Origin of the sequence: Parendozoicomonas sp. Alg238-R29, from assembly GCF_947331445.1 — a bacterium.
Lineage (GTDB): Bacteria > Pseudomonadota > Gammaproteobacteria > Pseudomonadales > Endozoicomonadaceae > Sansalvadorimonas.
Genome location: NZ_CAMZOG010000071.1, coordinates 1 through 25,480 on the forward strand (window position 1 = coordinate 1; position 25,480 = coordinate 25,480).

22 protein-coding genes, 1 tRNA gene, 1 other RNA gene and 3 pseudogenes are annotated in these 25,480 nt (G+C 46.8%); 18 read left to right on the top strand and 9 right to left on the bottom strand.

Annotated elements, in window-relative coordinates; all coding sequences use genetic code 11:
• Positions 1 to 526, bottom strand: a pseudogene (locus QMA35_RS16065) (hypothetical protein); the annotation flags it as partial.
• A 241-nt stretch (positions 527 to 767) separates the two neighbouring features.
• Between QMA35_RS16065 and QMA35_RS16070 the strand changes: the two are divergent.
• Positions 768 to 2,234, top strand: a complete 1,467-nt coding sequence (locus QMA35_RS16070) for a hypothetical protein (RefSeq protein WP_281648171.1) — start codon at positions 768 to 770, stop codon at positions 2,232 to 2,234.
• Positions 2,235 to 2,334: 100 nt separating this feature from the next.
• Here QMA35_RS16070 and QMA35_RS16075 read toward each other — a convergent pair whose 3' ends face one another.
• Both QMA35_RS16075 and QMA35_RS16080 read right to left on the bottom strand, forming a co-directional pair.
• Positions 2,335 to 2,607, bottom strand: coding sequence for a hypothetical protein (locus QMA35_RS16075; protein WP_281648172.1), 273 nt, complete (start codon positions 2,605 to 2,607; stop codon positions 2,335 to 2,337).
• A 289-nt stretch (positions 2,608 to 2,896) separates the two neighbouring features.
• On the bottom strand, positions 2,897 to 3,115 hold the full coding sequence (locus QMA35_RS16080) for a hypothetical protein (RefSeq protein ID WP_281648173.1): 219 nt from the start codon (positions 3,113 to 3,115) through the stop codon (positions 2,897 to 2,899).
• A gap of 32 nt (positions 3,116 to 3,147) precedes the next feature.
• Between QMA35_RS16080 and QMA35_RS16085 the strand changes: the two are divergent.
• The 6 genes and pseudogenes from QMA35_RS16085 to QMA35_RS16110 form a co-directional block, all read left to right on the top strand.
• A pseudogene (locus QMA35_RS16085) lies at positions 3,148 to 3,339 on the top strand (iron-containing alcohol dehydrogenase); the annotation flags it as partial.
• 203 nt (positions 3,340 to 3,542) lie between these two features.
• Complete coding sequence (cobD, locus tag QMA35_RS16090; protein ID WP_281648174.1) at positions 3,543 to 4,535, top strand: threonine-phosphate decarboxylase CobD; 993 nt, start codon at positions 3,543 to 3,545, stop codon at positions 4,533 to 4,535.
• 33 nt (positions 4,536 to 4,568) lie between these two features.
• Complete coding sequence (locus QMA35_RS16095) at positions 4,569 to 4,829, top strand: DUF5062 family protein (RefSeq protein WP_281648175.1); 261 nt, start codon at positions 4,569 to 4,571, stop codon at positions 4,827 to 4,829.
• Positions 4,830 to 4,917: 88 nt separating this feature from the next.
• Positions 4,918 to 5,335, top strand: a transfer-messenger RNA (tmRNA) gene (gene ssrA / locus QMA35_RS16100).
• A gap of 157 nt (positions 5,336 to 5,492) precedes the next feature.
• Positions 5,493 to 5,621, top strand: coding sequence for a hypothetical protein (locus QMA35_RS16105; RefSeq protein ID WP_281648176.1), 129 nt, complete (start codon positions 5,493 to 5,495; stop codon positions 5,619 to 5,621).
• A 72-nt stretch (positions 5,622 to 5,693) separates the two neighbouring features.
• Entirely contained in the window at positions 5,694 to 6,305 is a 612-nt protein-coding gene (locus QMA35_RS16110; RefSeq protein ID WP_281648177.1) for a hypothetical protein, read from the top strand.
• Between the two features lie 297 nt (positions 6,306 to 6,602).
• On the opposite strand, the gene QMA35_RS16115 is transcribed toward QMA35_RS16110, so the two are convergent.
• Positions 6,603 to 7,247 carry a site-specific integrase gene (locus QMA35_RS16115; RefSeq protein WP_281648178.1) on the bottom strand — a complete coding sequence of 215 codons (645 nt, stop codon included), beginning with the start codon at positions 7,245 to 7,247 and terminating at the stop codon, positions 6,603 to 6,605.
• Positions 7,248 to 7,454: 207 nt separating this feature from the next.
• Between QMA35_RS16115 and QMA35_RS16120 the strand changes: the two genes are divergently transcribed.
• Positions 7,455 to 8,804, top strand: coding sequence for a ShET2/EspL2 family type III secretion system effector toxin (locus tag QMA35_RS16120; RefSeq protein ID WP_281648179.1), 1,350 nt, complete (start codon positions 7,455 to 7,457; stop codon positions 8,802 to 8,804).
• Between the two features lie 142 nt (positions 8,805 to 8,946).
• Entirely contained in the window at positions 8,947 to 9,153 is a 207-nt protein-coding gene (locus tag QMA35_RS16125; RefSeq protein ID WP_281648180.1) for a hypothetical protein, read from the top strand.
• A gap of 17 nt (positions 9,154 to 9,170) precedes the next feature.
• Here the strand turns inward: QMA35_RS16125 and QMA35_RS16130 are convergent, their stop codons facing one another.
• Positions 9,171 to 10,106, bottom strand: a complete 936-nt coding sequence (locus QMA35_RS16130) for a LysR substrate-binding domain-containing protein (protein ID WP_281648181.1) — start codon at positions 10,104 to 10,106, stop codon at positions 9,171 to 9,173.
• A 115-nt stretch (positions 10,107 to 10,221) separates the two neighbouring features.
• Here QMA35_RS16130 and QMA35_RS16135 point away from each other — a divergent pair, with 115 nt between their 5' ends.
• A complete protein-coding gene (locus QMA35_RS16135; protein ID WP_281648182.1) occupies positions 10,222 to 10,935 on the top strand; it encodes a sterol desaturase family protein in 714 nt (237 codons plus the stop codon).
• Between the two features lie 213 nt (positions 10,936 to 11,148).
• On the opposite strand, the gene QMA35_RS16140 is transcribed toward QMA35_RS16135, so the two are convergent.
• Together QMA35_RS16140 and QMA35_RS16145 are read right to left on the bottom strand one after the other, a co-directional pair.
• Entirely contained in the window at positions 11,149 to 11,682 is a 534-nt protein-coding gene (locus QMA35_RS16140; protein ID WP_281648183.1) for a dihydrofolate reductase family protein, read from the bottom strand.
• A 119-nt stretch (positions 11,683 to 11,801) separates the two neighbouring features.
• On the bottom strand, positions 11,802 to 14,684 hold the full coding sequence (locus tag QMA35_RS16145; RefSeq protein WP_281648184.1) for an EAL domain-containing protein: 2,883 nt from the start codon (positions 14,682 to 14,684) through the stop codon (positions 11,802 to 11,804).
• Positions 14,685 to 15,015: 331 nt separating this feature from the next.
• Here QMA35_RS16145 and uvrD point away from each other — a divergent pair, with 331 nt between their 5' ends.
• The 3 genes and pseudogenes from uvrD (at position 15,016) to QMA35_RS16160 (ending at position 18,976) form a co-directional block, all read left to right on the top strand.
• Entirely contained in the window at positions 15,016 to 17,199 is a 2,184-nt protein-coding gene (uvrD, locus tag QMA35_RS16150) for a DNA helicase II (protein WP_281648185.1), read from the top strand.
• 277 nt (positions 17,200 to 17,476) lie between these two features.
• Positions 17,477 to 17,770 (top strand): hypothetical protein, encoded by a 294-nt coding sequence (locus QMA35_RS16155; RefSeq protein WP_281648186.1) that lies wholly within the window; start codon positions 17,477 to 17,479, stop codon positions 17,768 to 17,770.
• A 157-nt stretch (positions 17,771 to 17,927) separates the two neighbouring features.
• Positions 17,928 to 18,976, top strand: a pseudogene (locus QMA35_RS16160) (TRAP transporter substrate-binding protein).
• Between the two features lie 54 nt (positions 18,977 to 19,030).
• Here the strand turns inward: QMA35_RS16160 and QMA35_RS16165 are convergent.
• Complete coding sequence (locus tag QMA35_RS16165; protein WP_281648187.1) at positions 19,031 to 19,291, bottom strand: hypothetical protein; 261 nt, start codon at positions 19,289 to 19,291, stop codon at positions 19,031 to 19,033.
• Between the two features lie 169 nt (positions 19,292 to 19,460).
• Positions 19,461 to 20,264 (bottom strand): glutamate racemase, encoded by an 804-nt coding sequence (gene murI / locus QMA35_RS16170; protein WP_281648188.1) that lies wholly within the window; start codon positions 20,262 to 20,264, stop codon positions 19,461 to 19,463.
• A gap of 125 nt (positions 20,265 to 20,389) precedes the next feature.
• Between murI and QMA35_RS16175 the strand changes: the two genes are divergently transcribed.
• The 5 genes from QMA35_RS16175 (at position 20,390) to QMA35_RS16195 (ending at position 25,137) form a co-directional block, all read left to right on the top strand.
• Positions 20,390 to 20,734 carry a hypothetical protein gene (locus tag QMA35_RS16175; protein ID WP_281648189.1) on the top strand — a complete coding sequence of 115 codons (345 nt, stop codon included), beginning with the start codon at positions 20,390 to 20,392 and terminating at the stop codon, positions 20,732 to 20,734.
• A gap of 120 nt (positions 20,735 to 20,854) precedes the next feature.
• Positions 20,855 to 21,754, top strand: a complete 900-nt coding sequence (cdd, locus tag QMA35_RS16180) for a cytidine deaminase (protein ID WP_281648190.1) — start codon at positions 20,855 to 20,857, stop codon at positions 21,752 to 21,754.
• Between the two features lie 65 nt (positions 21,755 to 21,819).
• On the top strand, positions 21,820 to 23,097 hold the full coding sequence (locus tag QMA35_RS16185) for a UbiH/UbiF/VisC/COQ6 family ubiquinone biosynthesis hydroxylase (protein ID WP_281648191.1): 1,278 nt from the start codon (positions 21,820 to 21,822) through the stop codon (positions 23,095 to 23,097).
• Positions 23,098 to 23,193: 96 nt separating this feature from the next.
• A tRNA-Gly gene (locus tag QMA35_RS16190) sits at positions 23,194 to 23,267 on the top strand.
• Positions 23,268 to 23,367: 100 nt separating this feature from the next.
• The gene (locus QMA35_RS16195; protein ID WP_281648192.1) at positions 23,368 to 25,137 is read left to right on the top strand and encodes a hypothetical protein; all 1,770 of its coding nucleotides are present in this window, start codon (positions 23,368 to 23,370) and stop codon (positions 25,135 to 25,137) included.
• The last annotated feature ends 343 nt before the right edge of the window (positions 25,138 to 25,480 follow it).

Consider the following 25,480-nt stretch of genomic DNA (forward strand, 5'->3'; position numbering starts at 1 on the left):
TCAGGACAACTGTCAGATAGTGGTGCCCCTTGCCAATGGACTTCTCGTCAATCAGTAGTGCTCGTATGTTATCCAGATCAGGTGCAGGCAGAGTCTTCATGAGCACCTCTTTATCCCAGCGCCGCGCGGTGTGATGGGAGATAGGGATGAACTCTGGCACCTTATTGCATGGCATGTATCGGCATAGGTGGCTGACATGCTGTTTCAGGCGGTCGGTGGCCTGTGCCTTGGGCGCCAGCCCAGGAGGTGTGATGGTTTCAAAATGCTTGCAGTGTGAGCAGCGCCCTTGGTAAACAGTGAAATGCAACTGCACACTGAGGGTGCCCAGCGGCAAGTCCAGCACAGTTCGCTCTGTCTCCCTCATCTTCCCCATAGAGTTGTGGCACTGACTGCATTTCAGTTGCTGTAGACGACCATCTCTGCGCAGATAAACCGTTGCGCTGGAATTATCCCAGTCGATATCTATATGGTCGATTACCCAGCCAAGAAATGAGAACATAGGGCGGAGTGAGGGTGTTGCAGACATGTACTGATCCTTCAGTAAAGTTGATCCGTTCAAATCAATCTTTGCCTGAAGGCTATTTCTGTTTCAACCCCTCACTTTCTTCAGCCAACCTGAGAAAGCCCCGAAAAAGGTTGATGGAGAGGTTGCGGGGTGTGGTAAAAACGAGCGAGTTTGGCCTGAGGAATTATGTTCGCGGCTGAAAGCTTTATATAATTCAGGGGTTATTGATTATTGTCCTGATTTCGCGACGCCTGGCCAGTCTTTGGAGTTAGGAGTTGGTTTAGATTTCTTCGACATAGACAATGAGCTTAACGATGTTTTCGCTCACCTGACCCCAAAGGGTAGGCGGAGAACGGACAGTGATCTTTCAAGTGCTGCAGGGAGAGTCGTTTCTCTTATTAACAAAATTCCTGAAATCGAAAAGATGCATCAAGGAGGAGTGCCTTGTAAAAGGATAAATACAGCCAGAGGTATCTATTTGAAAGAATGTTTTATGGGATTACAAGCCGCCTGGATGAGTGCTCAAAAAAGGTTTAAAGGTAACTACGAACCCATAGCCTCTGCGCTGGCTAAATACCGTAGGCGATGTTTAGTGGCACGGAGTTTCATATTTATATTGAGAGACGACGAATTTCATAGAAAATGGAAACTATCGGTATGTAAAGTTTGGGGTAGCGCGATTATTGAAATGGAAAATGCTACACAACTCAAACAAGCCTGCCTTGATGAAGTTCTGGAACTACGAACTATTGCTCCCGAAATTCCTTGTCACAAAACAAGGAGAAACCTTGTGTTCGCAACCCAGCAGTCTCTGAACTTGGCTTTACGAACCTCGCCGTTAGCCCCTGTGTTGCAAGACCAGCTTGGTCAACTCGTTAAATGGATCAACGAAGAGGAATTGTGTAAAGAAATGAACAGAGCCTCCTCTATTTATAGAGAATGTACCAGTCTTATGGAGCAACTGAGCAAGAAAAATAAACACAAAAAACTTGAGTGGCCAGATAACACATCCGAAGAAAAACGTATTGCAATGGCGGGCGAACACAAACCTCAAGTTGAGAGTGTTACAGGAGCTGTGGCTCCCTCTTTTACTGTTGAAGGCGATAGCATTGAGTGTGATGACATTGCAATTGGTGTTGTAAATGATGAGTCGGAATATCAAGTCACTGATCTGGTAGCAAGCTCAGAGTATCAAGATTTAAACTCATGGTCAGGTGATGTTACAGCCCCTGCCTCCGATGTTGCGCAACCCACATTTGTTCCAGTGTTGGCATACGTTCTTACACTTACTGATTTGAACTACTGTTTCCCGGTTATTAGTGGTACAGATATAGAGGCAGCGGCTACTAATGAGTTAACCAGGGGGTTCGCTCTTTTGAAGCAGGCAAGGGAAATCTGCATGATAACGCCTCACAAGTCTTGGGTTATCCCCGGGGATGCAAAAGAAAAGATAGTGAAAGGACTTAAGCTGATTACCTCTGAACTGAAGAAGCACTGTAAAGGTGAGGATGTAGAATCGAGTGTAGAAGGGTTAATGCAATTGCCCATTGTTAATGCTGGCGATGATTGCATTAGGAACAGTCTTTATCCATTACTGAATCAGCACCTTAGAAGAGGAGAGTTGTTACAACACTGGCAGCTGAGCTGTATTCAGGATGAACTGGAGTTTTTGAGGTTAACGTTGGGTTGTGCTGGGTATCGAAGCCCACCAGGAAAATATTCTGCGTAATGGCCTGTCTGATAGTGAATCGTCAGAGTCTCAGTCTAACCTGGAAGAACAAGCCAAAACGTAATTTTTAAAATACCCTATAAAACATATCTCGAAAGCATTAGGGAGCGTTCCAGACCTTAATGATCCTGTTGCCAATCTCTGTGTAGTTATCTTCGATAGCTTTCAAGTATTGATTACGTGCTTCGGTGTTCGGGTCAGTGAAAACCGGTGCCATGAACAAAGCCGTAGTATTATAGAAAGCAACGTAGTATCCGCAGAAAAGGGCAACACCCATCTTGGCTGTTTTTATTACAGCATGTTTTGTTTCGCTAATGGCTGAGAGCAGGTTATTGCATAGTTCAGACAAGGTATTTGAAGGCAGATTTTGCATGGGAAAACCCTCGTTTCTGGAGGTATATACAGCAGTTTGAATGGAGATGTGTCAGATATCACTCACAGAGCTGTTAGTATTCCTAACAGCTCTAATTTGTTAAAAAAATAACAATAAAAACAATTGGTTATGATTTTTGTGCTTCGGGATGGTAAGTGTTTGATGATCCCATAGATTTTCATATAGACATCCTGCGACGACTATATTGTCCTCATGGCCTTACCATCCCCATTTTCTGTTAAACAAACTCCTTTTTCTCAAGTACAAGTCACCATGAGTAAGGAGGAGTTCATTGCTCTGAAGGGTCAGATTGCCCATAACAGAATTCAGCCTCATAACTGTTTGGATTGAAAGTTAATAGCCAAACACCAGCGTTATTCACAATAACAGGCACCGCTGTGCCATCAGCCAGTGGCTGGTCGAGTTGAATCATGGGGTCCATACCCTCGATAATTGCGTCAGCGAGTTCCTGTACATAGCTGAACTCCGGCATCTTCGGATCTTTCATGCCGAGAGCGACATGCTGGGAATCTGTTTCCGACAGCCGCTACCGGTATGGATGCACTGACGCACGCGATTGAGGCTTACGCTTCCACAAATACCAATCCGATGACAGATGCCGCTGCCAGCAAAGCTATTGAAATGATTATGCAGTATCTACCTCGTGCGGTAGAAGATGGCAGTGACCTGGAAGCTCGCGATCAAATGGCCTGTGCACAGTTTATGGCTGGTTATGGCCGGCGTTGCATTCCATAACGCCATGTAATCCGCAGCATTCTGCACAGGAGGTGTAGAGACTCACAATGGGCTGAGTTTCCACAGTCTGGTTGTTGATGGGCCTTGCTTTTCTGCACCTATCGTTGTGAAAATCGGAGCTATTCGTCGGGATAATCGCGGCCACTCCATCATCGATATCTTTCTGGACAAATAAGCCTATGCTCACCCACGGAGGGAAGCTGCGGGAAGCTTCTCAGAAATACAACATCCCACTTGAGCAATGGTTGGATCTATCTACCGGAGTGAACCCCCGGTGTTATCCGGTGCCGAATATTCCCATGGCTGCCTGGAACCGTCTGCCTGAAGATGATGATGGATTAGTAGATGCTGCGTGTGAATACTTTCAGTGTTCTTCGCTGCTTCCTGTTGCTGGTTCTCAGGCGGCTATTCAAGCTTTGCCTCTGGTTCGCAGGCAACTTTTCCCTGAAAGCAAAACAGTTGCTGTTCCTTCCGTCGGTTATCGGGAGCATCGCAATGCCTGGGGAAAACATGATTATGAAGTTCTTCTTTATAACGGTGAGCCAACGGCAGAGCAGTTGGATAAAGCTGATGTGGTGCTGGTTATAAACCCGAACAACCCTACCGGGCATCGGGTTGATGCATCTGCGCTTATGGATTGGCATACCGTTTTAGCAGAACGCAACAGCTGGCTGGTTGTGGATGAAGCGTTTATGGATTGCACTCCGGAATTCAGCATCAGCCATAAAACACCTTTAACGAATCTTGTGGTATTGCGTTCTATTGGTAAGTTCTTTGGCCTGGCCGGTATTCGCATGGGGTTTGTGTTGGCTCAGCAGGATGTTCTGTCTTCAATACAGGAACACCTTGGCCCATGGACTGTTCCTGGTCCCATCCGGGAGATTGGGAAAACGGCCTTAGGTGATACAGCATGGCAAAAGAGTAACCGACAGTTTCTTGGGCAAGCCAGCGAGAGGCTCCACAACCTGTTGGAGGGGACATTCGAAAAACTGAATAGCACTTTGCTATTTACCAGCGTTAAGGTAAACAATGCACAAAAGCTGCATCATGATTTTTGCGGATCTGGAATCTTTACCCGCTTACTTGATGAGAAGGATGGACTTCGCTTTGGTTTGCCAGAAAAAGAGAGTGATTGGGCACAGCTTGAACAAGCTCTAGACAATCTAAGCTAAATTTTCAGAATCGGTTGCTGAGACAGTACGCAAATGAAGAAGCATAAGAATGAAGCTCAATTACTCAAGCTTGCCCTGAGTGTAGGTACACAATTCGCCGTAAAACGGGGCTACAAGGACTTTGGTAAAGGAATTTCACCAAAAGATAAGGTTGAATGCATTTATCGTCTTCTGGTGAAGGACAAGCTCATTACACCCCTTCCAGAGGACAAGGAACATGGCCCGGGAATGAAGCACCGGCTGATTCTCTGGATAGTCAAACAACTGCCTAAAGATCACGAACTTTTGCAGTAATTACCTGTGAATACTTCCGGAACTGGCCAGAAATTTTGGTGTCTAACTTGCTGGAACTGCCGTACTGAGCTAAATCTTTAGTGTTCCGGGGGGCGATTAGGATTCGACGACGATCACGAACTCCAAGGTGCATGCCGAGAGGTGACAGTAGCTCTCGCAAAACAATAACTGTTATTTATTAGTTGCCAAAACAACTAACCTCGGAACTTTCGCAACTCTGGATATGAATCATATCCCTGCGAACGACAGCCTGGCTGCCGCAGCTGCCTAAACAGCAACTGGTTCCCGGTCTATTCGCCCCGTCTATCGGGTGATATTCAGACCGTCATTGCAGATGGACTCGCCGTGATCTGCGCCTGGCTTTGATCGGTTAAAACCTAACAGGCTCGTGCTGCCTTACCCCGACCGCTGGGTCATGGCAGGATTAAACCAAAGGCGGATCTAAGCATGTAGAGCCAAGGGCGGAGTATCGGCGGACGGGGGTTCAAATCCCCCCGCCTCCACCAACACCACAATCAACAAAGTTTGTTAACGATTAACTCTTTCAAAAATCCCTCTAAACTACAGGGTTGGTAGCGATTATTTAAGGTTGGTAAGAGCCAATTCTGATAGTAACATCTGTAGTAACACCACAGAATTTACCGCAGTAGCGGTGTTACTATTATGCCAAGACAGACGACCCACCTGACCGCAACCCAAATAAAGCAAGCCAAGCTACAAGACCGGGAATACAACCTCGCAGACGGCAAAGGGTTAGCGTTACGCGTTAAACCGACCGCCACAAACAAATGACTACTCCACCAGCCGACTACCCATGAAAAGCTAAGTTAATCTTACTTTTCCCAAATGATTTAGGGCGTAGAGTTGAATCTACTATCCCATGGCCGCTTTCGTTCTCACACTGGTGACTACCCCAAAATATCACTTAAAGAGTTGAAAATGCTGGTGGCTTTGCCTCCCGACCGAGGCATTGTCTGGAAATACTCGAATGGTAAACAGTTAGCAATATTCAGGGGCAAAGCTGGATTGTTTGTTCCTAAGGGAAGGAAAGGACAGAACACCGGCTACGTAATAAAGCTAGAGCAAACAACTGTGACTTTCGGAATGCGGTTCTGGTACCTCTGTCCAATATGTCACCGTCGCTGCGCCTTACTGTATCTGGCTGGAGACCTTGCCTGTAGACGTTGCGTGAACCCTGCCTACGAAAGCCAGAACACAACTCGACTAAATTATCTGGCAGACCATATCAGAACCCTAAGAAAACAGCTCTGGCCTGAGGCCAACTGGAATACCTCAGACCTATCTTCAGGAAGTCAATACCGCCCAAAACCCAAGGGAAAACACTGGCGCACTTACGAGACAGAACAGCAACGAATTATTGATCTGGAGCAAGAAAGGGAGAGATTATGGTTTAAGTCGGCTATTGCCCTGTTGAATCGTCAAAGGCGAAAAAACGGGGATAGCAAAAGTTTATAGTTACACCTGTAGTTACACCAAACCACTCAGATAACACCAACACCCCTATTACAAAGGGATGTAGAGAACAATTCAAATCCCCCCCCGACCGAAACGGCTGGAAGCGACTTCAAGCGCTTCCAGCCTTTTTTTGCTCAGCATTCAAATAGTTACCTCTCCTTTAAAAAACGCATATAAACGTCTACTTTCGGTTTCTTCAGCCCCATCACTGCCCCTTTCTCCCCTAAAGGCCTCTGGAGCACCTCTATAAATGCCTCTTGAAGGGGAAGTTTTAGCTCTTGGGTTTTCGGACGCAGATCAGGCGTTTTCTGCTTCGGAGAGGATTTCTGCAGTGAAAAGCTTGTTCGGTTTGTAAACGTCCACTGCGACTTCAAGCCAACCACCATAATGGCGGTTAATCATCTCAATACCAGTGTGTCCCATTTGATTCGCCAGCCACCAGATATTCTCGTTGTTCTCAATCATGATATGGGCGTAGGTATAACGGGTCTGATACGGGTTACGATAGCGTACCCCAGATTTTTTAAAGGCCGGTTTCCAACCTATCCTGCGCACTTGGTTTTCGTGTAGCCAAGGTTTCATTCTGTAGGGATTATGGAAGACAAGGCTGCCTTCAAGAAAGGAGTGTTCTTTTTGTGCTTTGAGTGCTTCCAGAGCCGGATCTAACAACAGGGCACTTCGCTCGACAACACCTTTACCTGCTGTCTTCAATGGTTGCATACTTCCATCAACGTAAGCCTCATTCACTAACACCCTTCGATTAAGGAAATCGACCTTATCCCACGTTAAGCCAATCAATTCACTGGTTCTCAGGCCACTATAGAAAGCAAACCGGAAGATATTCCGTATTTGCCCATCCATGTGAGCCAACAAATCATCAGCGCCTTCAACCTCTCCGAGAATCTCGCCACTCTCCATATGGAGGAAACCAACGACCTGCACACCTCCCGTCAGAAGCTGACTGAGATGATGGAAGATATCCCCGACGCACAGGCAGTCGAAACCGTCCAGAAGACTACCCTGTTCAGCCGGTTAAGAGCCTGATGCGAGGACAGCGAGAGAGCAAGAGCCCCTACTAACGTCTCATTTCCTGAAAAGAACATCCGTTTACACTGAAGATGTATATAACCGTGTTTCTGTGAGACCATTATGATCAACGGAAGTATGCAGAACGTTTCTAGTCATGCAACAGCTCTCGCCGCGATAGCATCCGCTGAAAATACCGCCGCTCCTGAGAGGTATCTGACACCTTGCAGTACAGCCTCCTTAGAAAAAAAACGCAGCAAACTCATTGCCCAGAGAAGAATTCATCATGTTATGCCCTCCAGTGGATTAATTTACTATTCCAAGAAGCCCTTTTCCCCTCTCAACGGGAAAGCTTTGGTGAACGACCAGCCCGTCTTATGCCGCCACTTATCTTATGCTTATGCCATGAATGCTTTCGGAACACCAGAGCACTCATTCGATGAAGTTGATACGCCAGAAAAGATCGCTACCCACCCAGCGTTTCAGGTGGATTATCACGAACAATATCACCAGCATTTACCTCAGGAAGGATACTATTTTCATCTTGAATTTTTTCCGCAAGTTATTCACCACTTGATTGAAAAGTACTGGGACGATATGTCCAGTTATATCTCCACAAAAAACTACGTGTTTTATAGTTCAAACCACGCCATGGCACTGCGGTTTCGCCGTAAGAGCGACAGACTGCTCATAACCTTTTATGACCCCAACGACACAACAAGGCACAGAAAAGTTGTCCTACCGGGGCCACAGCATGCAGCAAACTTTCGACTCAACCATGTATTGGATGAAGCCCTTATCAAGAGTTACTTTCCCGGAGAAAACCCGACCGGGCACATCACCAGTACTGAAACGGTAGATTGTCCACAACAATGTAGTGCCCAATTCTATGGGGAGCCGTCACCGGTTTTGCTGTCCTTTGCACTTTTCTCCAATACATTTGGAACGATGTCTGCTGTTGGAGTTGATGCCATGGAATATGTCAGGCAAACCATACAGAATCACCAACTCTCGGAGAAAGACAAGGTTCAGCGCTTGCTGGCGCAAGAAGCAGGCCGTCCTCCAAGCCTTGCAATGGCCTTTAGCCAGAACAACGCTTCCGCCATTATGGCATTTGCCGAAGAGATTCTTTCCTGCAACCTCTCATCTGCTGCGAAGGCAGAAATCTTGGGAGCAAAAGGAAGTACTGAAATCAGCGGCCTCTATGCATCGTTTTATGGCGGTAACATTCAAACCATACTTCATTTTTGCACACTGGTTTTAAACAGTTCTCTAACCCCTTTACATAAAGCCACACTACTTATAGCCGACAACAGAGAACTCGAAAGCGGGCTACACGCAGCCAACAGAATGGGAGACACCGCAACAGTTGAGGAGTTCACTCGCCTTGTAGAACAAAGCCAATTGCCAGAACACTTGAAAGCCTATGTTTTAGCTGTAGGTGGTTGTGGCCGCAATTCTGACATCCAATAGGTCATCGGTTTTGTCCTCATCCTATTACTCCGTCTTTCGATCTACTCTGCACCTGACTTCCAGCAGCTCTAGCAGACAACTTATCAATGGTATTCAGAAAGATGATTGTTGGGGTTTATCACACTCCCGGACGTTTGCAGCCATGACGGATATTCGTAAGGGCGATAAGCTGGATGTTTCATCCTTCCAGGTGACAGGATATTCATCAACTGATTTCGAGCGGTGGTATCTGGGTAGTTTGATCCTCTACAGCATGGATAGCTTCACCCCTTCTTTGGGCGTTGAAGCCCTTCATGGTGATGGCTTTGATGGATTCGGTGGAGCTGTTGAGGGTAAGTGGAAGTTTTAGGTAATCAGGTGCTGGGGCTACGGTAAAAGTTCTACCAGCCTCTGAACTCTTTCCATAAACCAGTGATGGCTAGCATCATTATTCCGGCTTTTGTGCCACAGCAAACGTATTTCAACTTTAGGGTATTCAAACGGTACAGGCAGGCACTGGATTGTGTCCTTGTATCGGGGCTGTTGTGCAAGGCGGCTGGGAACGATTGCGATCAAGTCTGTGCTGGCAACAATATCCGGAATCGCAACAAAACTGGATACATGCATAGCCAGATTGCGATTGGGTAAATCCTTCCCCATTAGCTGCTCGATAGGTGTTCCTCGTCGATGACTCATATTGGCAGTGATGTTTGAACGGGGAACCAGAGTCACCTGCGGCAAGGTTTCAAACTGCTCCAGTGTGATCCCACCTTTCAATACCTTGTGGTTACGAGCACAAACTATATTCAGATCTTCCAGACCCAAAACAAAAGAGCGGAACTGGTCGTGGGCGTAGGATACATAATCTATGGCGTAGTCGAGCATTCCATCCTTTAACTGAGCAGGAATATCATCCAGATGATCCGGGTGTAGCTTCACTGTCGTATTTGGTGATTCGTTGCGAATCCAGGCCATTAATAATGGAGCTATCAAATATTCTGTAGCAGCATTCATGGTGATGTTCAGAGTTTGATCACTAGTACCGGGATCAAAGCTCTGCTCCATGCAGCCGTGCTGAATCATCTGTAATGCAGGTTGAATTGCACTGTGAATCTCTATCGCTCTTGGTGTGGGTTTCAGACCCCGGGATGTGCGAACAAAGAGATCATCATTAAAAGACTGACGCAGTCGTTTAAGGGCATTGCTTACGGCAGGTTGACTCATTGCTAGTTGATCAGAAGCCCGAGAAAGATGCTGCTCTCGCATCAAGGCATCGAATACTGGCAGTAAGTTCAGATCCAGAGAACGCAGGTTGAGTTTCACTGTCTATTATTTGTTTTAGTGATAATGATCTTTTGTATTATCAATTAGACCTTAAAACAAGCGGTAGATAAGCTGGTTTTACTTTCGAATCAAAATAAGAATAAAAGGTGAAGGTATGGCTGTGATGAATGAAGCTGCAATGGAGGCTTTTCGAGCCAAGTATCGCGCTGAAATCAAACCAGGTTACAGTGGCTGGCTGCATATGTTGTCTGTTGCCAGTGTTGGGCTTGCAGTGATTATATATTCGCTGGGGCAGGTGGTTGATGCCTCACTTATGGCGTGGCTGACCTTTCCCATCACAATGTTGGTGGTGAACTTTGCCGAATATTATGCACACCGTTGGTTAGGGCATCGAAAAACCAAAGTCGGTGGATTGTTTTATAAGCGCCATACCGGTGATCACCATACCTTCTTTCTTGAGCGAGCGATGGACTACCAGAGCCTTCGAGATTGGCGGGTTGTTCTGTTTCCGGTCTATCTGATCTTTGCTTTTATTTTCGGGTTAATTCTTCCAGGCGGTTATCTTCTACAAATGCTGGTAAGCGATAATGTCGCTTACATTTATGCTGCTGCCGGCATTAGCGGTTACCTGTTTTATGAAGTGATGCACTTCAGCTACCACATTCCACGGGGTGACTGGGCTGAGAAGATTTTCCTCTGTATTCCGGGCTGGAAGCAGATGCGTCATACCCATGTTCTGCATCATAAGCGTGAACTGATGACGGCTGCAAACTTCAATATTACTCTGCCAGTGTTTGATATTTTGCTGGGTACTTTGTACTGGGAGCCGATAAAAGAGTTTGAGGCCGAACAGGCGAAAGCCTCTTAAGTTTTTCTTCTGTATCACCTCGGTGTCTTGTCAGTTCATCGGGTGAATGCAAGAATCAAGCTGGATGCCTCTGAACAGCCGAGGCGTTCAGCTACAGCATCACCTGGCAGCCTTGCCGTTCCTAAAAGCTCGATAGTTAAATCCCGTATGGTCTTATGCAGGGCTGCCCGGCCAGCTGGGCGGTGGAATATGGGTGAATGTTTTGTATGGAGATTAATGTTTTCGTTTGTATCGTGTTTTGATTAAGCCATTTTGGAAAATCTCGGTATTAATATGTTCGAATTCCATATGTGAGGTAAGGGTACCGAAAAGCTTGGTGCCTCCGCCAAGTAGAACGGGCATCTGAATAATAGTCATTTCATCAATCAAGTCTTCGTCAAGAAAGCTCCGAATAACCAGACCCCCATCAATGTACAGGCGATTCGATTTCTTCATTTTCATTGCTCTGACAATTTCGTGAGGTGTACCAGCGAATACCTCGACCTTCCCTTTTAATTCTTCAGGAGCTGCTTTCAGGGTTTTACTGAGTACAAAAGTTGGTTTGGAAAAAGGCCACCTGGGTGAAGATTTACGAATGGCTTCGAAAGTCTTGCGACCAATCACTAAACCATCAATTTTGAGCATAAACTCAACAAATCCGTAATCCAAGTTGTTGGGGTTAGGTGGGTCAGTCAGAAAGTTCAGTCCGCCGTCGCGGTCAGCGATATAGCCATCCAGACTGATCCCGATAAAGACTTTGGCAGACACGAACACCTCCTTGTGTGCTTTCTGCTGTATTGAATTTCATTTCCCACCCTTATCAGTAAAGCGGGTAATCTCCTCCTTTGCAGGAAGAGGATTATTTCAATATAGAAGGAAACAAAAAATTAAGCCGTTATCTGCAGGCGGTGGGCAAGGAACTTATCAAACTCCCTCACAGGCAGAGGCTTGCTGATAAAGTAACCCTGTACTTCATCGCAGGAATGTTTCTGAAGGAAATCAATATGTGAGCGATTCTCAACACCTTCTGCCACAACCCGTAAGTCGAGGCTGTGAGCCATAGCGATGATCGCCCGGGTAATAGCCGAGTCATCATCATTACTGTCCAGGTGAGAGATAAAGGAACGGTCTATTTTGAGGGTATCAACGGGCAAACGTTTCAGGTAACTCAGAGAGGAATAACCAGTACCGAAATCATCAATACTCAGGGTTACACCCTGATCTCGCACCAGCGTCAGCATTTCGATGGACTGCTCAATATCGTCCATCAACTGACTCTCGGTAATTTCCAGTTCCAGCAGATAGGCAGGCAGTTCAGTCCTCTGGAGCGTTTCCCGAACTTGTTTAGCGAGGTTTCCTTTACGAAGCTGGTGGGCAGAGATATTCACTGAAACCCGGATTTCCCAGCCACGATCCAGCCAGGATCGAGCCTGTCGACAGGATTGCTCCAGTACAAAGTCACCGATATCACCAATCATGCCGGTCTCTTCGGCCAGAGCGATAAATTTGCCTGGCATCACCAGCCCTTCTTCCGGGTGATTCCAGCGAACAAGTGCTTCTGCGGTAGTAATAGAGCCTTCTGCCAAAGTCATCTTGGGCTGGTAGAAAACCTCCAGCTGGTCGCCATCAATGGCCTGTCGAAGATTTCTCTCAAGAATCATTCTCTCATGGGATGAGGTGCGCATATTGTCATTGAAAAACTGCACAGTGTTTCCGCCCAGATACTTGGACTGATTCATCGCCGTATCTGCCTGGGAGATCAGCCCCTGCAACTCCCGGCCATTTTCAGGGAAGCGGGATATTCCAATACTGGCACCGATTAACAGTTCATGGTTGTCGATGGTGTAGGGTGTGCTGAGGGTTTTAATGATCTCTTTTGAGAGTTCTTCCAGAATTTCCTTGTCAGTCCAGTTATCAATAACAATGGCGAACTCATCACTGGCCAGTCGTGCTGTTGTGTGCATCCGCGCCGTATGGCGAAGCAATCTGCGGGATACATGGCGAAGTAGCTCGTCACCGGTCGAATGCCCCAGGGAGTCATTGATCTGCCGAAACCGGTCCAGGTCGATCATGATCACCGCCAGTTCCTTACTATCCTTTTCTGCAATTTTCAGCGCTTCATGGAGGCGGGACTGAAACAGTGTCCGGTTGGCAAGGCCGGTCAGGGAGTCATAGTTGGAAAGGTAGCGCAGCCGCTCTTCCGTCTCTTTGTGTTGGGTAAGGTCCTTAAACAGGCCAACGTAATGAATCAGGTTGTCCCTGTTATCCTTTACTGCATTGATCTGAATCCAGATAGGGAATGTTTCACCATCTTTTCGGTGCTCTCTGATTTCCCCCTGAACATGGCCCTCAATAGATAAGGTTTCCAGCATCTCCCGGTAACGGTCTGAGCTGCCGTGTTCTGGGTGAAGGTCGAGTGTAGATTTACCAAGCAGGTCTTCATCGGTGTATCCCGTTAAATCCCGGAAAGCCCGGTTCACGGTCATAAATTTGAAGCGGGTATTGAGAACAAAAATCGCATCGCTGGTATTTTCAAATACAGTTAGAGCCAGTCTGGATTCCTGCTCATATTGCCGTTCAAAGCTGATATCCCGACGGGTGCCCAGCATTCTTGAGGCACGTTTTTTTTCATCCCACTCAACAACCTGACCGCGATCTTCCACCCAAACCCAGTGGCCTTCTGCATGGCGGATACGATAGCGGGCAATGTACAGCTCTTTTTTGCCCCGAAGGTGAGAGATGATGGCCCGTCGAACAGAAAGGCTGTCTTTCGGGTGAATTAGGTGCTCGAGGTGTCCTTTAAAACCATCCAGCTGCTCAATATCGTAGCCAAACAGTTCTTTGAACCGGCTGTGATAAATCAGCTCCTCTCCCATATTCCAGTCCCAGAACCCAAGACGACTGGCATCCAGAACCTGAGTCAGGCGTTGTTCACTTTCCTGAAGGGCCTGACTAGCTTCTTCCCGTTGAACAATTTCATCGTTGAGACGGGTGTTAGTGCGGGTCAACTCACGGGTGCGATTGGAGACAATGTGTTCGAGATTAGCCCGGGTCTCTTCCAGGTCCTGGCGGGCCTCATCTGTTTTACGATTTTCTTTGGCTAGTCTTTTGCTGAGAGCCTGGTTCATAAAATGTCGGGTGAGACCCGTTATCGAAACCTTATGAACATACAAGGCAGGGTAAGACATAAAGGTCAACAGTACCGGGCCTGCAAGAGCCCAGTTACGGAAGTCATCTGGAGAACTTAACCACAGCCAGCCTGATACACCCAAGGTCAGTGGTATAGAGAAAAAGAAAAAAGCTGGAAGGTAGCTCGAATAAAGAGCAGCACAAGAGAAAATAATGGCCGCCATTGCTGTGCAGAGAATGACCAAGTTCATCATGTGATGCAGAGGAAAGAACGTTATCACAGCGATTGTCAGGAACAGGCTGGCAATAAAGTTGGCAAGATTAAAAAAGAGGAACCAGACTTTCTGCCGTTTTGAAAGGTCTAACCCACTGGAAAGAAATGTTTTGGTCATGCGACTTCGCAGCAAGCCGAATCCAACAAAGCCAGCCGCAATGATGGCAGCAGGAAGATAGCTTTGGGCAGACCATAACAACAGAAATGTCAGAGCGGAACAGAGGCCAACAATAAGAAATAATCGAAGAGAGCCTTTGTGCAGGTGTTTGAGTTGTTCGGCGCGCACCCGGGTCTTCAGCCAGCCCTTGTCAGTGTCGACAACGGGGAGGTCTAGAGGTTTATTGGATTGTTGGGCCGTTTGATTCATAGGCTCAGGAAGTTACACCTTTTGGTAATGCTCTGGGCATCCTTACCCTGTTCTTATTTTTTGGTGCTTCCGTTCTAAATTTATTAAGCCGAAACCAGCCATTAATGGCAAGTCAAAATTGCGGCTGATACTTGCAAAATATCAGTTTTTGTCAGTTTAACGACGTGTGTTGTTTTTTCAATATGGGAAAAAATGTAGTTGTCTGAATATATGTTGTGCATTGATATGGCATCTGCAGATTTAACACCGGATAAACACCGGCGGCCGTTTTCGTTACACTTGGCAGTCTGGAATATTCAAGCCTATCTCACCGGAGCCACTGATTAGAGCTATGGACGTCACCGCAATTCTTGATTCTTTGAACGATGCCCAGCGTGAAGCCGTTACTCTTCCGCTCAGTTCTGGCTTGGTACTGGCCGGTGCAGGTAGTGGTAAAACCCGGGTGCTGGTACACAGGATTGCCTGGTTGGTGCAAACGGAAAACTTATCTCCGTGGTCAATCATGGCAGTGACCTTTACCAATAAAGCCGCCGCAGAAATGCGTGGACGTATTGAAGAGATGCTGGATATGCCCGTGCGTGGCATGTGGGTTGGCACTTTCCATGGTCTTGCTCACCGGATACTGCGTGCTCACTGGCAGGAAGCTGGCTTGCCAGAGAACTTTCAGATTCTCGATAGCGATGACCAGCTTCGAATTGTGAAACGTATTATGAAAACTATGGGGTTGGATGACAGCAAATGGCCGCCCCGTCAGGCGCAGTGGTTTATTAACGGCAAGAAAGATGAAGGCCTGCGCCCGCAACACTATGATCCTGGCCACGATTTATATGAGAAAACCATGCACGCCGTGTACACCGCTTATGAAGAGCAGTGCCAGCAGCTGGGAGTGGTGGACTTTGCAGAACTTCTGATGCGCTCTAATGAACTCTGGCTGACCAACATACAACTTCGTGATCATTACCGTGATCGCTTTCGCTATGTGCTGGTGGATGAGTTCCAGGATACTAACTCTGTACAGTATGCGTGGTTGCGCAACCTGGTCGGTGAGCGCGACAACATGATGGTAGTGGGGGATGATGACCAGTCAATCTATGGTTGGCGTGGCGCGAAAATTGAAAATATCCACAATTTCACCCGTGACTTCAGCAACGCCAAAACTATCAGGCTGGAACAAAATTACCGTTCAACGGGTACCATCCTGAAAGCGGCCAACACACTGATTGATAACAACCCAGGCCGTTTAGGCAAAGAGCTGTGGACAGACGGTGTTGATGGCGATCCTATTCGGGTGTATTCCGGCTTCAATGAAGTGGATGAAGCTCGCTTTATCAGTGATCGTATTCAAAGCGCTGTTGATGGTGGAATGGCCCGTAGTGATATTGCCATCCTGTATCGTTCCAATGCCCAGTCGCGGGTTCTTGAAGAATCCATGCTGCGTTGTGGTATTCCTTATCGCATCTATGGCGGACAGCGATTCTTCGAGCGGGCAGAAATTAAAAATGCTATGGCATATCTGCGCCTCTCCAATAATGTTAATGACGATACGTCTTTGGAACGGGTTATTAATGTTCCTCCCCGAGGCATAGGTGATAAAACTGTACAGTCTATTCGTGATGTAGCTCGTGGTGCCGGGGTGCCCATGTGGCAGGCAGCCAAGCAGATGATTAGCCAGAAACTGCTGACTGCCCGGGCATCGAGCTCTGTGAATAACTTTATTGAACTTATAGAAGGATTGTCGGCTTCCGGTGAGAGCCTGCCCCTTCACGAGTTTGCTGACCACTGCATCCAGATCAGTGGCCTGATTGAGTTATATCAGAAAGAGAAAGGTGAAAAGGGCAGAGCCCGTATTGAAAACCTTGAAGAACTGGTATCCGCCTGCCGGGAGTTTGACCCGGAAGAAGTCTTTGATGATGAAGAGCAAGAGGCGTTGGCGCCGCTGGATGCGTTCCTTGCGCATGCGGCGTTGGAAGCCGGTGATAATCAGGCTGATCAGTTCACCGACAGTGTACAGATGATGACTCTGCACTCCGCCAAAGGCCTGGAATTCCCACTGGTCTTCCTGGCAGGAATGGAAGAAGGCTTGTTCCCTCACAAAATGTCTATGGAAGATCCTGACGGTTTGGAAGAAGAGCGCCGTCTTTGCTACGTGGGTATTACCCGTGCAGAAGATCAGCTCTACATGACTTATGCCGAAAACCGCAGGCTTCATGGTCAGGACACGATTAACCGCCCATCCCGTTTTCTACGGGAGATTCCCCGTGAGTTGATGGATGAAGTGCGTTTGAATGCCAGTATCAGTCGCCCAGTGACAGCAACGTCACGAGCGATTGCCAGTGCAGATGTTCCCGGTACTGATCTTCGTTTGGGTCAGCGGGTTTTTCACGAGATGTTTGGTGAAGGCGTGGTGCTCAACTTTGAAGGGCAGGGCGCTCAGGCACGGGTTCAAGTGAATTTTGATTCTGAGGGCAGCAAATGGCTAATGGTTGCTTACGCCAAATTAGATGTGTGCACCTGATAAGGTTTTCTGCTTGAAAAGTACCCCGGCTTGTTCGGGGTATTTTTTGCCAGCGTTTCTTATTCGAGCACTTAATGCGACCTTTTGTCACATTTTATCTGGAATAGAAATCATTAGGGTGAAAGTTGCGCAAAGTGTGTGGATAAAAAGAATACCAATAAATAAAAAATTTACCGAGCTATTAATGGTTCAAATCAAAGCTCGGTTGTGTTGATTCAGATTCAATGATTTCTCCAGCTTTACCTTTAAGTGGGGGAAGGAACTCGATACCTTTCTTTTGCCTGACAACCTTGCTGACAGTCAAACGATTGTGATTGGTAATGGTGCCGAACTTGCAACACTTGCTCCTCAGCGAGCCAACTTGGGCTCACCGGAATATGTTATTCTCGAAAACCTGCTCGAAGGTTTCGATTATTGGCAGCGATGGTCAGGTTCAGCCTTGATAAGCCATTGCCCTTCCTGCCAGGCTTATCAATATGTGCACTCACGACTGATTGCTTCAAACTTGAGAGATATGCCTGAAGCGTCTCTGTCGAATACACCCGTTGATAATCTGTATTTTGTAAAATAAAAAACTACAACAATTGATTAAGTTGCCTCAAAGTCGTGCAGTTGCGTCCTGTTTTGAGGTGATTAAGTAGCACTCACTTTTCTGACCGGATAGTATGTTTTCGTCTTAATAAAGTAAGAACAATAAAAGCAATAATAAAAGAGGGGAAACGAATCAGATGAAACGTCGTAAGTTAATTGCAGCTTTAGGTGTGGGTGCGGCAGGTGCCGTAGTCGCTGGTTGCAGTGGTCCCACAGAAGAACTTACCTGTGCGCCGGAAACATCAACAAACCCTGTTTCTGAAAAAGAAACCATTAACTGGAAACTGATTACCTCCTGGCCAAAAAACTTCCCTGGCCTGGGAACAGCTCCAGAACGTTTTGCTGAAATGGTTAACACCATGAGCGCTGGCCGTCTGAACATTAAGGTATACGGCGCTGGTGAAATTGTTCCTGCACTGGAAGTTTTTGATGGTGTGCAAAGTGGCACTGCAGAAATGGGTCACAGTGGTGCTTACTACTGGAAGGGTAAGAATCCGGCAACCCAATTCTTTACCGCAGTTCCTTTCGGTCTGAATGCTCAGGAAATGAGTAGCTGGCTCCACAATGGTGGTGGTCAGGAACTTTGGGACGAACTGTACTCAGGCTTTAACCTCAAGCCATTTGCTGGTGGTAGCACCGGCGTTCAGATGGCAGGTTGGTTTAACCGCAAGATTGAATCTCTGGACGACCTGAAAGGCCTGAAGATGCGTATCCCTGGATTGGGTGGTGAGGTTCTTAAGCGTCTGGGTGGTTCTCCGGTTAACGTTCCCGGGGGTGAACTGTTCACTGCACTTCAGACCGGCAGCATTGATGCAACTGAATGGATTGGCCCATACAACGACATGGCCTTTGGTCTGTATAAAGCAGCCAAGTACTACTACTACCCAGGATGGCATGAGCCAGGTTCAACCCTGGAATTCACGGTGAATCTGGATGCCTGGAATGCACTGCCCGTAACAATATGGCGCTTGAGCAGTTGAAGAATGATCACGGTGTTCAGGTTCTGAAGTTGCCAGATGATGTTCTGAAGAATCTGCACACTGTTGCAGAGCAGGTTGCTAAAGAGGTTTCTGCAAGTAACCCAATGGCGACAAGAGTGTATGAGTCTTTCAACAAATTTGCAGTTCAGGCTACTGAATATCACAAGATTTCTGAGATGGCGTATTACGACGCACGTCTTCTGTAAGCCTCTTTTGGTTGGTTTTTTTGAATCGGAGCCAGCGATTATTTCGCTGGTTTTTTAAGACGGAGTGAACAGCTTTCGCTTTACCTTTTTGACCGTGGTTTTTTGGGGATTAAAGTCCTCGTCTCTGGCGCTGGGAGATGTAAGTGTTCGCCGTTCTCTGGTGGGAATTTCTTTCTTAAGCGTTTCCAGAAATACTATCAGCTCTTCTGTCGAGAATTTAATAGATAACAGGTAACGATCAAGCTTTGGGTCGTATTTCCGGATTTTTTCACGGGTCTTAGGGGTAACTGGGAATAGAGTTCGTGATTCCAGCATACTGCACACCTCTTCTGCACGTTCCTCTTCATCGCTATTGTCGGATGGTGATCCTGAAGGGGGCGTCTGGCTGTCTTGTTTTGTAGTTGCGAGGTGGGCGTTTGATTGGAGTGTCTGCAGGCTGATTTTTGTCAGCCTGACTGTCTATTAATAATACGTGATTCGATTGTTAGAACTGGTGATCCAAAACGTCGAAACCTCGCATTTTGAAGGCTCTCGCGAGAGATCCAAGGGCTTCATTTTCTCCGGTAAACACGGCCAGATGGTTTACAGACATTTCACTAACCGGACCCGAGTCAGAAGTGTGGGTAATATCTCCCAAAAGAGAAGATACTCGACGGGCAATAGCTTCTCCCGAATCAACCCATGTTACATCCGGCATGCTTTTGCTGAGTTCTTCTCGCACCAAAGGGAAGTGGGTGCAGCCAAGTACAATATGGTCCGGCTTCTTTTGGGCTGATTTGAAAGGTTCAAGAATCTCATCGAACTCGTGTTGCTCAACCGGTTCACCGTGGAGTTTGTTTTCAGCCAAATGTACAAGGCGGGTAGAACCTGCACGAATGACTTCACAATCACTGGCAAAGTCTTCAATCAGATTATCTGTGTAGGAGCGCTTTACCGTACCAGGAGTTGCCAGCAAACCAATGCATTTGTTGCGGGAATGAGTAGCAGCCGTTTTGATGGCAGGAACAACGCCAACAATCGGAATGGTCAGCTCTTTACGAATGCGAGTAAGAGCCACAGTACTGGCTGTATTGCAGGCCAATACTGCTAAAGAGGGGGTATGTTTTTGACAGAGAATGCCGAGGTAATGGCTGACCCGATGAACAACATCCTCTTCTGAACGAGGCCCATAGGGAAATCCTGCATTATCAGCGCAGTAAATCACTGGTAGCCAGGGCATCATTCGGCTGATCTCTTCAAAGACCGTTAAGCCGCCGGCTCCTGAATCCATAATAACTATTGGATGCACAGAGAGGTCAGTTCCATTTTGTGAAGCGAGCCATTTTAGTATCCATATCAGCTACGCCAATACGTATCTGGTCTACCCTTGCTCCGCCTTGGGCTTTGCCGCTCAGTTCGGAGGTTGGCTCGCTTATGTTTAACTCAATATCCTTATTTAAAGTCCGTAAGCCAATGCTCAAATCGTTGTTGGCTGTTTCCCTTACTGCTAGTGGGGGTTATGTAAACGCCGGACTTCATGTATACAGCATACCCTTTGATGATCAAGTAACGGTACGGATTTTTGATAATGGCAAGCCGGTAATCAGTGGTGAAGTGACTGTATATAACTCGGATAACCGCAAGCTGGAGACACTTAATATTGAAAACGGGAAAGCAGTTTTCCGGTTTCCAGTCGTTGGCTTGAGGGTGAAAATTGTTGCCAGAGTGGATGGTTTAACCGGGGTTGCTTATCAATCCAGAGAGAGCCGAATGAACTGAGTTAAGGTGGTGTTAGATCAAAAAAGATGCAGAAATGTATCTTTTTAAATAACAAGTGTTTGCTTTTTGAGCGGTTGTCGGTTAATTCATTACTCCCGACAACTGTGTGGTTTTCTGTCTATGCCTTTGTTTTCATTCGATAGCCGCGTTCTGGATGGTTTTGCGTCTAACGCCCGTGCTCTTGTTGAAACCATGCTTTTCCCCCAGGCTGGTATGCTTACAGCCAATCAGGCTGAAGAGTTGGCTTCCTGTTTGTCTATCTCGATTGGTGATCTTCCCGAAAAGCTGCTTCCTGTCGCTGCGGCCTGCTCTGTAGCGCCTGTTTCCAAATTCTATGTTGGCGCAATTATCCGTGGTGGTTCTGGTGCCCTTTACCTTGGCGCCAATATGGAGTTTGAAAACTCTGTTCTGGGAATGTCCCTCCATGGTGAGCAATCTGCCGTGAACAATGCCTGGTTGCACGGTGAAACAAGCATTCAGTCTCTGGCAGTAAATGCCGCTCCGTGTGGACATTGCCGACAGTTCCTCCATGAGCTGCAGTGTTCCGACACTCTGGAAGTGAAGATTATTTCTGCTAACGGAAAGAGCAGCTGCAACACTCTGGACAAATACCTGCCTGAAGCTTTTGGTCCTAACGATCTGGGTATTGAAGGGGGCATCCTCTCCAGCAAAGGAGCAGAGTTGCGCTGTGGCGAAAGTGACGAGTTGGCCAAGTTAGCTCTGGATGCCGCTTGCCATAGTTATGCCCCTTATACTGGTGGCTATGCAGGTGTAGCTCTGGAAGCTTCCGATGGCACCAAAGCTTGTGGCCGTTATGCTGCTAACGCTGCCCATAACCCAAGTTTGCCGCCTTTTACGTCTGCAATGTCTCGCCTGAGATTCATGACTTTAGGGCGCGATGTTGAGCTGAAAAGCATGACTCTGGTAGAAAAGGAATCCTGTATCAACCATGGCACTCATATAGAAGCTTTGAAGCACCTGTATCCAGACATGGAAATACGAACGCTAAAGGCCTCTTGAGAACGGCACAAGGCTCGTGCACAGTAGCGCCAACAGCGGAATTAAGACAATAACAGGGGAAAACTGTGGATAACGAAACCGGCAGTCCTGATGTAAGCAAGCAATATGATGTTGTTATTGCTGGTGCAGGAATGGTTGGCGCCGCAATCGGCTGTGCACTTGGCCAGGCGGGGTTAAGCGTAGCCCTTGTTGATCCTGTTATTCCCAAAGCTTTTGAAGTGGGCACGGTGCCCGACATTCGTGTTTCTGCTCTCAGCCCGGCAAGCGTAGAGTTTTTGCAAAAGCTGGGGGCATGGAACCATATTAAAAGCATGCGTTTATGCCCATACCGCCAAATGGCAGTATGGGAAAAACTCAAAGAACCTCTGACCAATAAACCGGTTTCCTCCCGCTTTAATCAAACACTTTTTGATTGCAAAGAGGTCGGAACAGAAGAACTTGGCTTTATTGTTGAAAACCGTATTACTCAGCTCGCCCTTCATAAAGTTATCGACACACTGGATAGTGTCAGTGTTATATCTCCAGCGAAGCCAGTGTCAATTGATAGAACTGGGCAATTCCCCCAAGTCACTTTGGACAATGGCTGTGTTATAGAAGGAAAGCTTGTCATTGGTGCTGATGGAGCGAACTCCTTTGTACGTCAGCAGTCCGGCATCGGCCTTTCCAGTGATGATTATGAACAGAGAGCTCTTGTTGCCACAGTTGAAATTCCCGCTGGACCTCTCGATATAACCTGGCAGGCATTTACTGCAACCGGGCCCTTGGCATTACTTCCTTTACCGTCTTCCGGTGGGAGAGGTTACGCATCTTTGGTTTGGTATAACCATCCAGAGAATGTCTCACGGTTAATGGCGTTATCTGACAGTGGCTTTCTGCAGGAAGTCCGGGATCACTTTCCCGAAGAGTTGCCTGAACTTTTGTCTCTGGTAGAACGCAGCTTTTTCCCGCTTACTCGCAGGCATGCCTCCTGTTATGCAAAGCCAGGCGTGGTTCTGGTAGGGGATGCGGCTCATACTATTAACCCTTTGGCAGGTCAGGGCGTTAATCTTGGTTTTCAGGATGCGGCTTGTGTGGCAAAAATTCTTTGTAAAGCATATGAAGAGAACAAAGACCTTGGCTCATTAGCGGTGCTTTCTGAGTACGAGAAAAAGCGTCGCCCGGAAAACTCCCGCATGCAGATGGTTATGGATGTGTTTTACCATTTGTTCAGTAATGATTTCTTACCGCTCAAGTTCGTAAGAAATATCGGGCTGGCCATTGGTGGCAAGTTTCCTTATGGAAGGAAAAAGGTCATGCGGTATGCCATGGGGCTGGAAAAGATACTTCCCTGGCCATTGAGGTAGGCTAACAGTACTGTTGTTATAAAAGTGGCTATAAAGGTTGTTGATAAGGATCATTGTTGATCCTTATTGTATAGTTAGAATCAAATGACACTCCCGGCGGGTGTAGTTCAATGGTAGAACGTCAGCTTCCCAAGCTGAACACGCGGGTTCGATTCCCGTCACCCGCTCCACTTATTTAATCTTTCCTTTCTCAGCTTTACTGACTCCCTTGTCAGCAATTTCCTTCCTTTATAACGGTCTATTGGCAACCCTTATTCAGGTATTGCCACTATGGATTCGTTACGTTTTAAACCTTCCGAACTTTGTAAAGCGACAACAGATACGGCGAATTCAGCCCAAGCGCTAAGTAATCTTGATAACTTGGCGGTAGGAATAAAAAAGAATGGGCAATACTGTTGCTGGCATGTATCCCATGAAAAAGATCTGCCAGAGCCCCTGATGAAGTTACTCCCACGAGTACTCAATGGGTGTTTACAGCGTAGAGAAATGCTGGAGAAGTGTTTTTGCATTGAGGGCGCAAAAGTTGAGAAGGTTGATGTTGATAATCCTCTAATGGCTGGTCAGGCACAGATGTGTACAGCAAGTCTGTGCTCGATGAGTGTGGATGGACTGCAGGAAGCTGAGGCTGAGTTTTTCAGGACTGCAGCAGTAAAAGGAGACGTTGCTCTTGTCATTGCGAAACTCGTTCATATTGCAACTGAGTTAGCTAAATCACCAGACACTAAAAAGAAGGAGCGTTTTTTTCGATTATTGGATTATAAGCTCTACCTTATTGATCAATGTTTGCAATGCCCTTATGCAGCAAAAGGGTTAGTAGCAATCGACGATGCATTTAAAAGAGAGTTACTGGCTTTGCAACAAGAGGCAGGTTTGAAGAAATTTAACTTTGAAGCTGTTGTAGCAGAAGGGGGTTATGGCAACGCAGTAGCCTGCTTGGATCTGTGCAGAACACTCGATGATGAGGTTTTGGATGAAGTCCTGCCTCAAAGATTGAAAATATATGGTGAGCTTCTCAAAAGAAGAAAACATCGTTGGCCCGCAAAGGGAATGGTGGAGTTTCTTCTTAAAGGGAAGTATATCACTAAGGAAGAAATTGAAAACGTAGCTACTAAGAAGGTTGGGCTTGGGCAGTTATTTAGCGATAGCGCAATAGCTTTTAGGATGAAAGAAAAAGATTATCAGCATTTGATAGATGCTCATGGCAAGCTAGATGACGAACCAACTACTCAAGAATCCCATAGAGAGGTCTATCCCAAAAAGCATTTGGAAGATGAAGGTCGTTTATTTGGAGAAATTCCAGAGTTTGATGCAGGGGTACACCTGCTTAAGAAAAAGGTTGTTGTAGTTCCTAAAGAGGATAGTGCTGCAGCGGGTGGTGAGAAGAAGAAAAAGAAAAAAAAGAAGAAAAAAGAAGGTGGTGATGAGGAGGTAGTGAACAGTGATCTTCATACGGGTTCAGGGGCACTCTCCCTGCCGCCGGAAAACACGAAAAAATCTTCAGTTCCAAGTGGTGATCCAGCAAGTTTACCTACACATTTAGCAGCCCTCTGTCAGTTGAGTGAACGAACTCAAGCGTATGTGCGAAAGGTTCAGTTGAATGAAAAACAAGGACAGATCTTAAAAACAAACCATCAAGTGGTCGATGTTCTCAATGGTTTGAACTTAAGTAAGCAGCCTGTCCAGCATCTTGGTCTGCAACTGGAAGCGATAGTGCTTTTACTTGAACGGGGAGGGTTTACAGTTGAGGAGGTGCAAGAGGTGATGAGACAAGGGCATCTTAATGAAGACAACTGTGAGCAGTTAATTGGTGGTGCCGCTTTCAAGGTTGAAGCACCGATGCAGGTTGGTGCTGCAATGGCCTGTATCCCAGAAGATAATATTAATGTCTTTGATTTCTTGATTGGTGAGATGAAGTCGCTCTTAACTAGCCATGCAAAAAAGAAAGGGAGATCGCCTGTTGAAATACTCCCAACACATCATCAACACCGCCGTGGTGGAAAAGGGAGAGGGGGGCGAGGGCGAGGTGGTCGTAGACGCTAATTAAGAACTGTATAAATGCTTATAAAGAATGCCTTGACCAAAATTACCGCATCCCTATAATGCCGCCTCGTTGTCACCGGCAACTCAGCCGAAATGCTTTCTCTTCTCAATTGAGAGTCAAGCATTGACAGCAAAGCGGAACGCTGTAAAATGCGCTCCTCGTTGTCACCGGCCAAGGCTAGCGGCAACACCGTTGAGATGCACTTCATTGAAAGCTAACTGATTGATTTTTAAGAAGTTAACGAAAATGAGTCACTTGACACCGACAGCTTCCACGGTAAAATGGCGGCCTCGCTGATCGGACAGCTTCTTAGCTTCCTTCTCTTCTAAAGAGTCTTCTCTT

Coding starts and splice junctions, on each gene's coding strand:
- QMA35_RS16075 (WP_281648172.1), bottom strand. CDS start 2,607: ATGCAAAATCTGCCTTCAAATACCTTGTCTGAACTATGCAATAACCTG.
- QMA35_RS16080 (WP_281648173.1), bottom strand. CDS start 3,115: ATGAAAGATCCGAAGATGCCGGAGTTCAGCTATGTACAGGAACTCGCT.
- cobD (WP_281648174.1), top strand. CDS start 3,543: ATGCTCACCCACGGAGGGAAGCTGCGGGAAGCTTCTCAGAAATACAAC.
- QMA35_RS16095 (WP_281648175.1), top strand. CDS start 4,569: ATGAAGAAGCATAAGAATGAAGCTCAATTACTCAAGCTTGCCCTGAGT.
- QMA35_RS16105 (WP_281648176.1), top strand. CDS start 5,493: ATGCCAAGACAGACGACCCACCTGACCGCAACCCAAATAAAGCAAGCC.
- QMA35_RS16120 (WP_281648179.1), top strand. CDS start 7,455: ATGATCAACGGAAGTATGCAGAACGTTTCTAGTCATGCAACAGCTCTC.
- QMA35_RS16125 (WP_281648180.1), top strand. CDS start 8,947: ATGACGGATATTCGTAAGGGCGATAAGCTGGATGTTTCATCCTTCCAG.
- QMA35_RS16135 (WP_281648182.1), top strand. CDS start 10,222: ATGGCTGTGATGAATGAAGCTGCAATGGAGGCTTTTCGAGCCAAGTAT.
- QMA35_RS16145 (WP_281648184.1), bottom strand. CDS start 14,684: ATGAATCAAACGGCCCAACAATCCAATAAACCTCTAGACCTCCCCGTT.
- uvrD (WP_281648185.1), top strand. CDS start 15,016: ATGGACGTCACCGCAATTCTTGATTCTTTGAACGATGCCCAGCGTGAA.
- QMA35_RS16165 (WP_281648187.1), bottom strand. CDS start 19,291: ATGCTGGAATCACGAACTCTATTCCCAGTTACCCCTAAGACCCGTGAA.
- QMA35_RS16175 (WP_281648189.1), top strand. CDS start 20,390: ATGTTTAACTCAATATCCTTATTTAAAGTCCGTAAGCCAATGCTCAAA.
- cdd (WP_281648190.1), top strand. CDS start 20,855: ATGCCTTTGTTTTCATTCGATAGCCGCGTTCTGGATGGTTTTGCGTCT.
- QMA35_RS16195 (WP_281648192.1), top strand. CDS start 23,368: ATGGATTCGTTACGTTTTAAACCTTCCGAACTTTGTAAAGCGACAACA.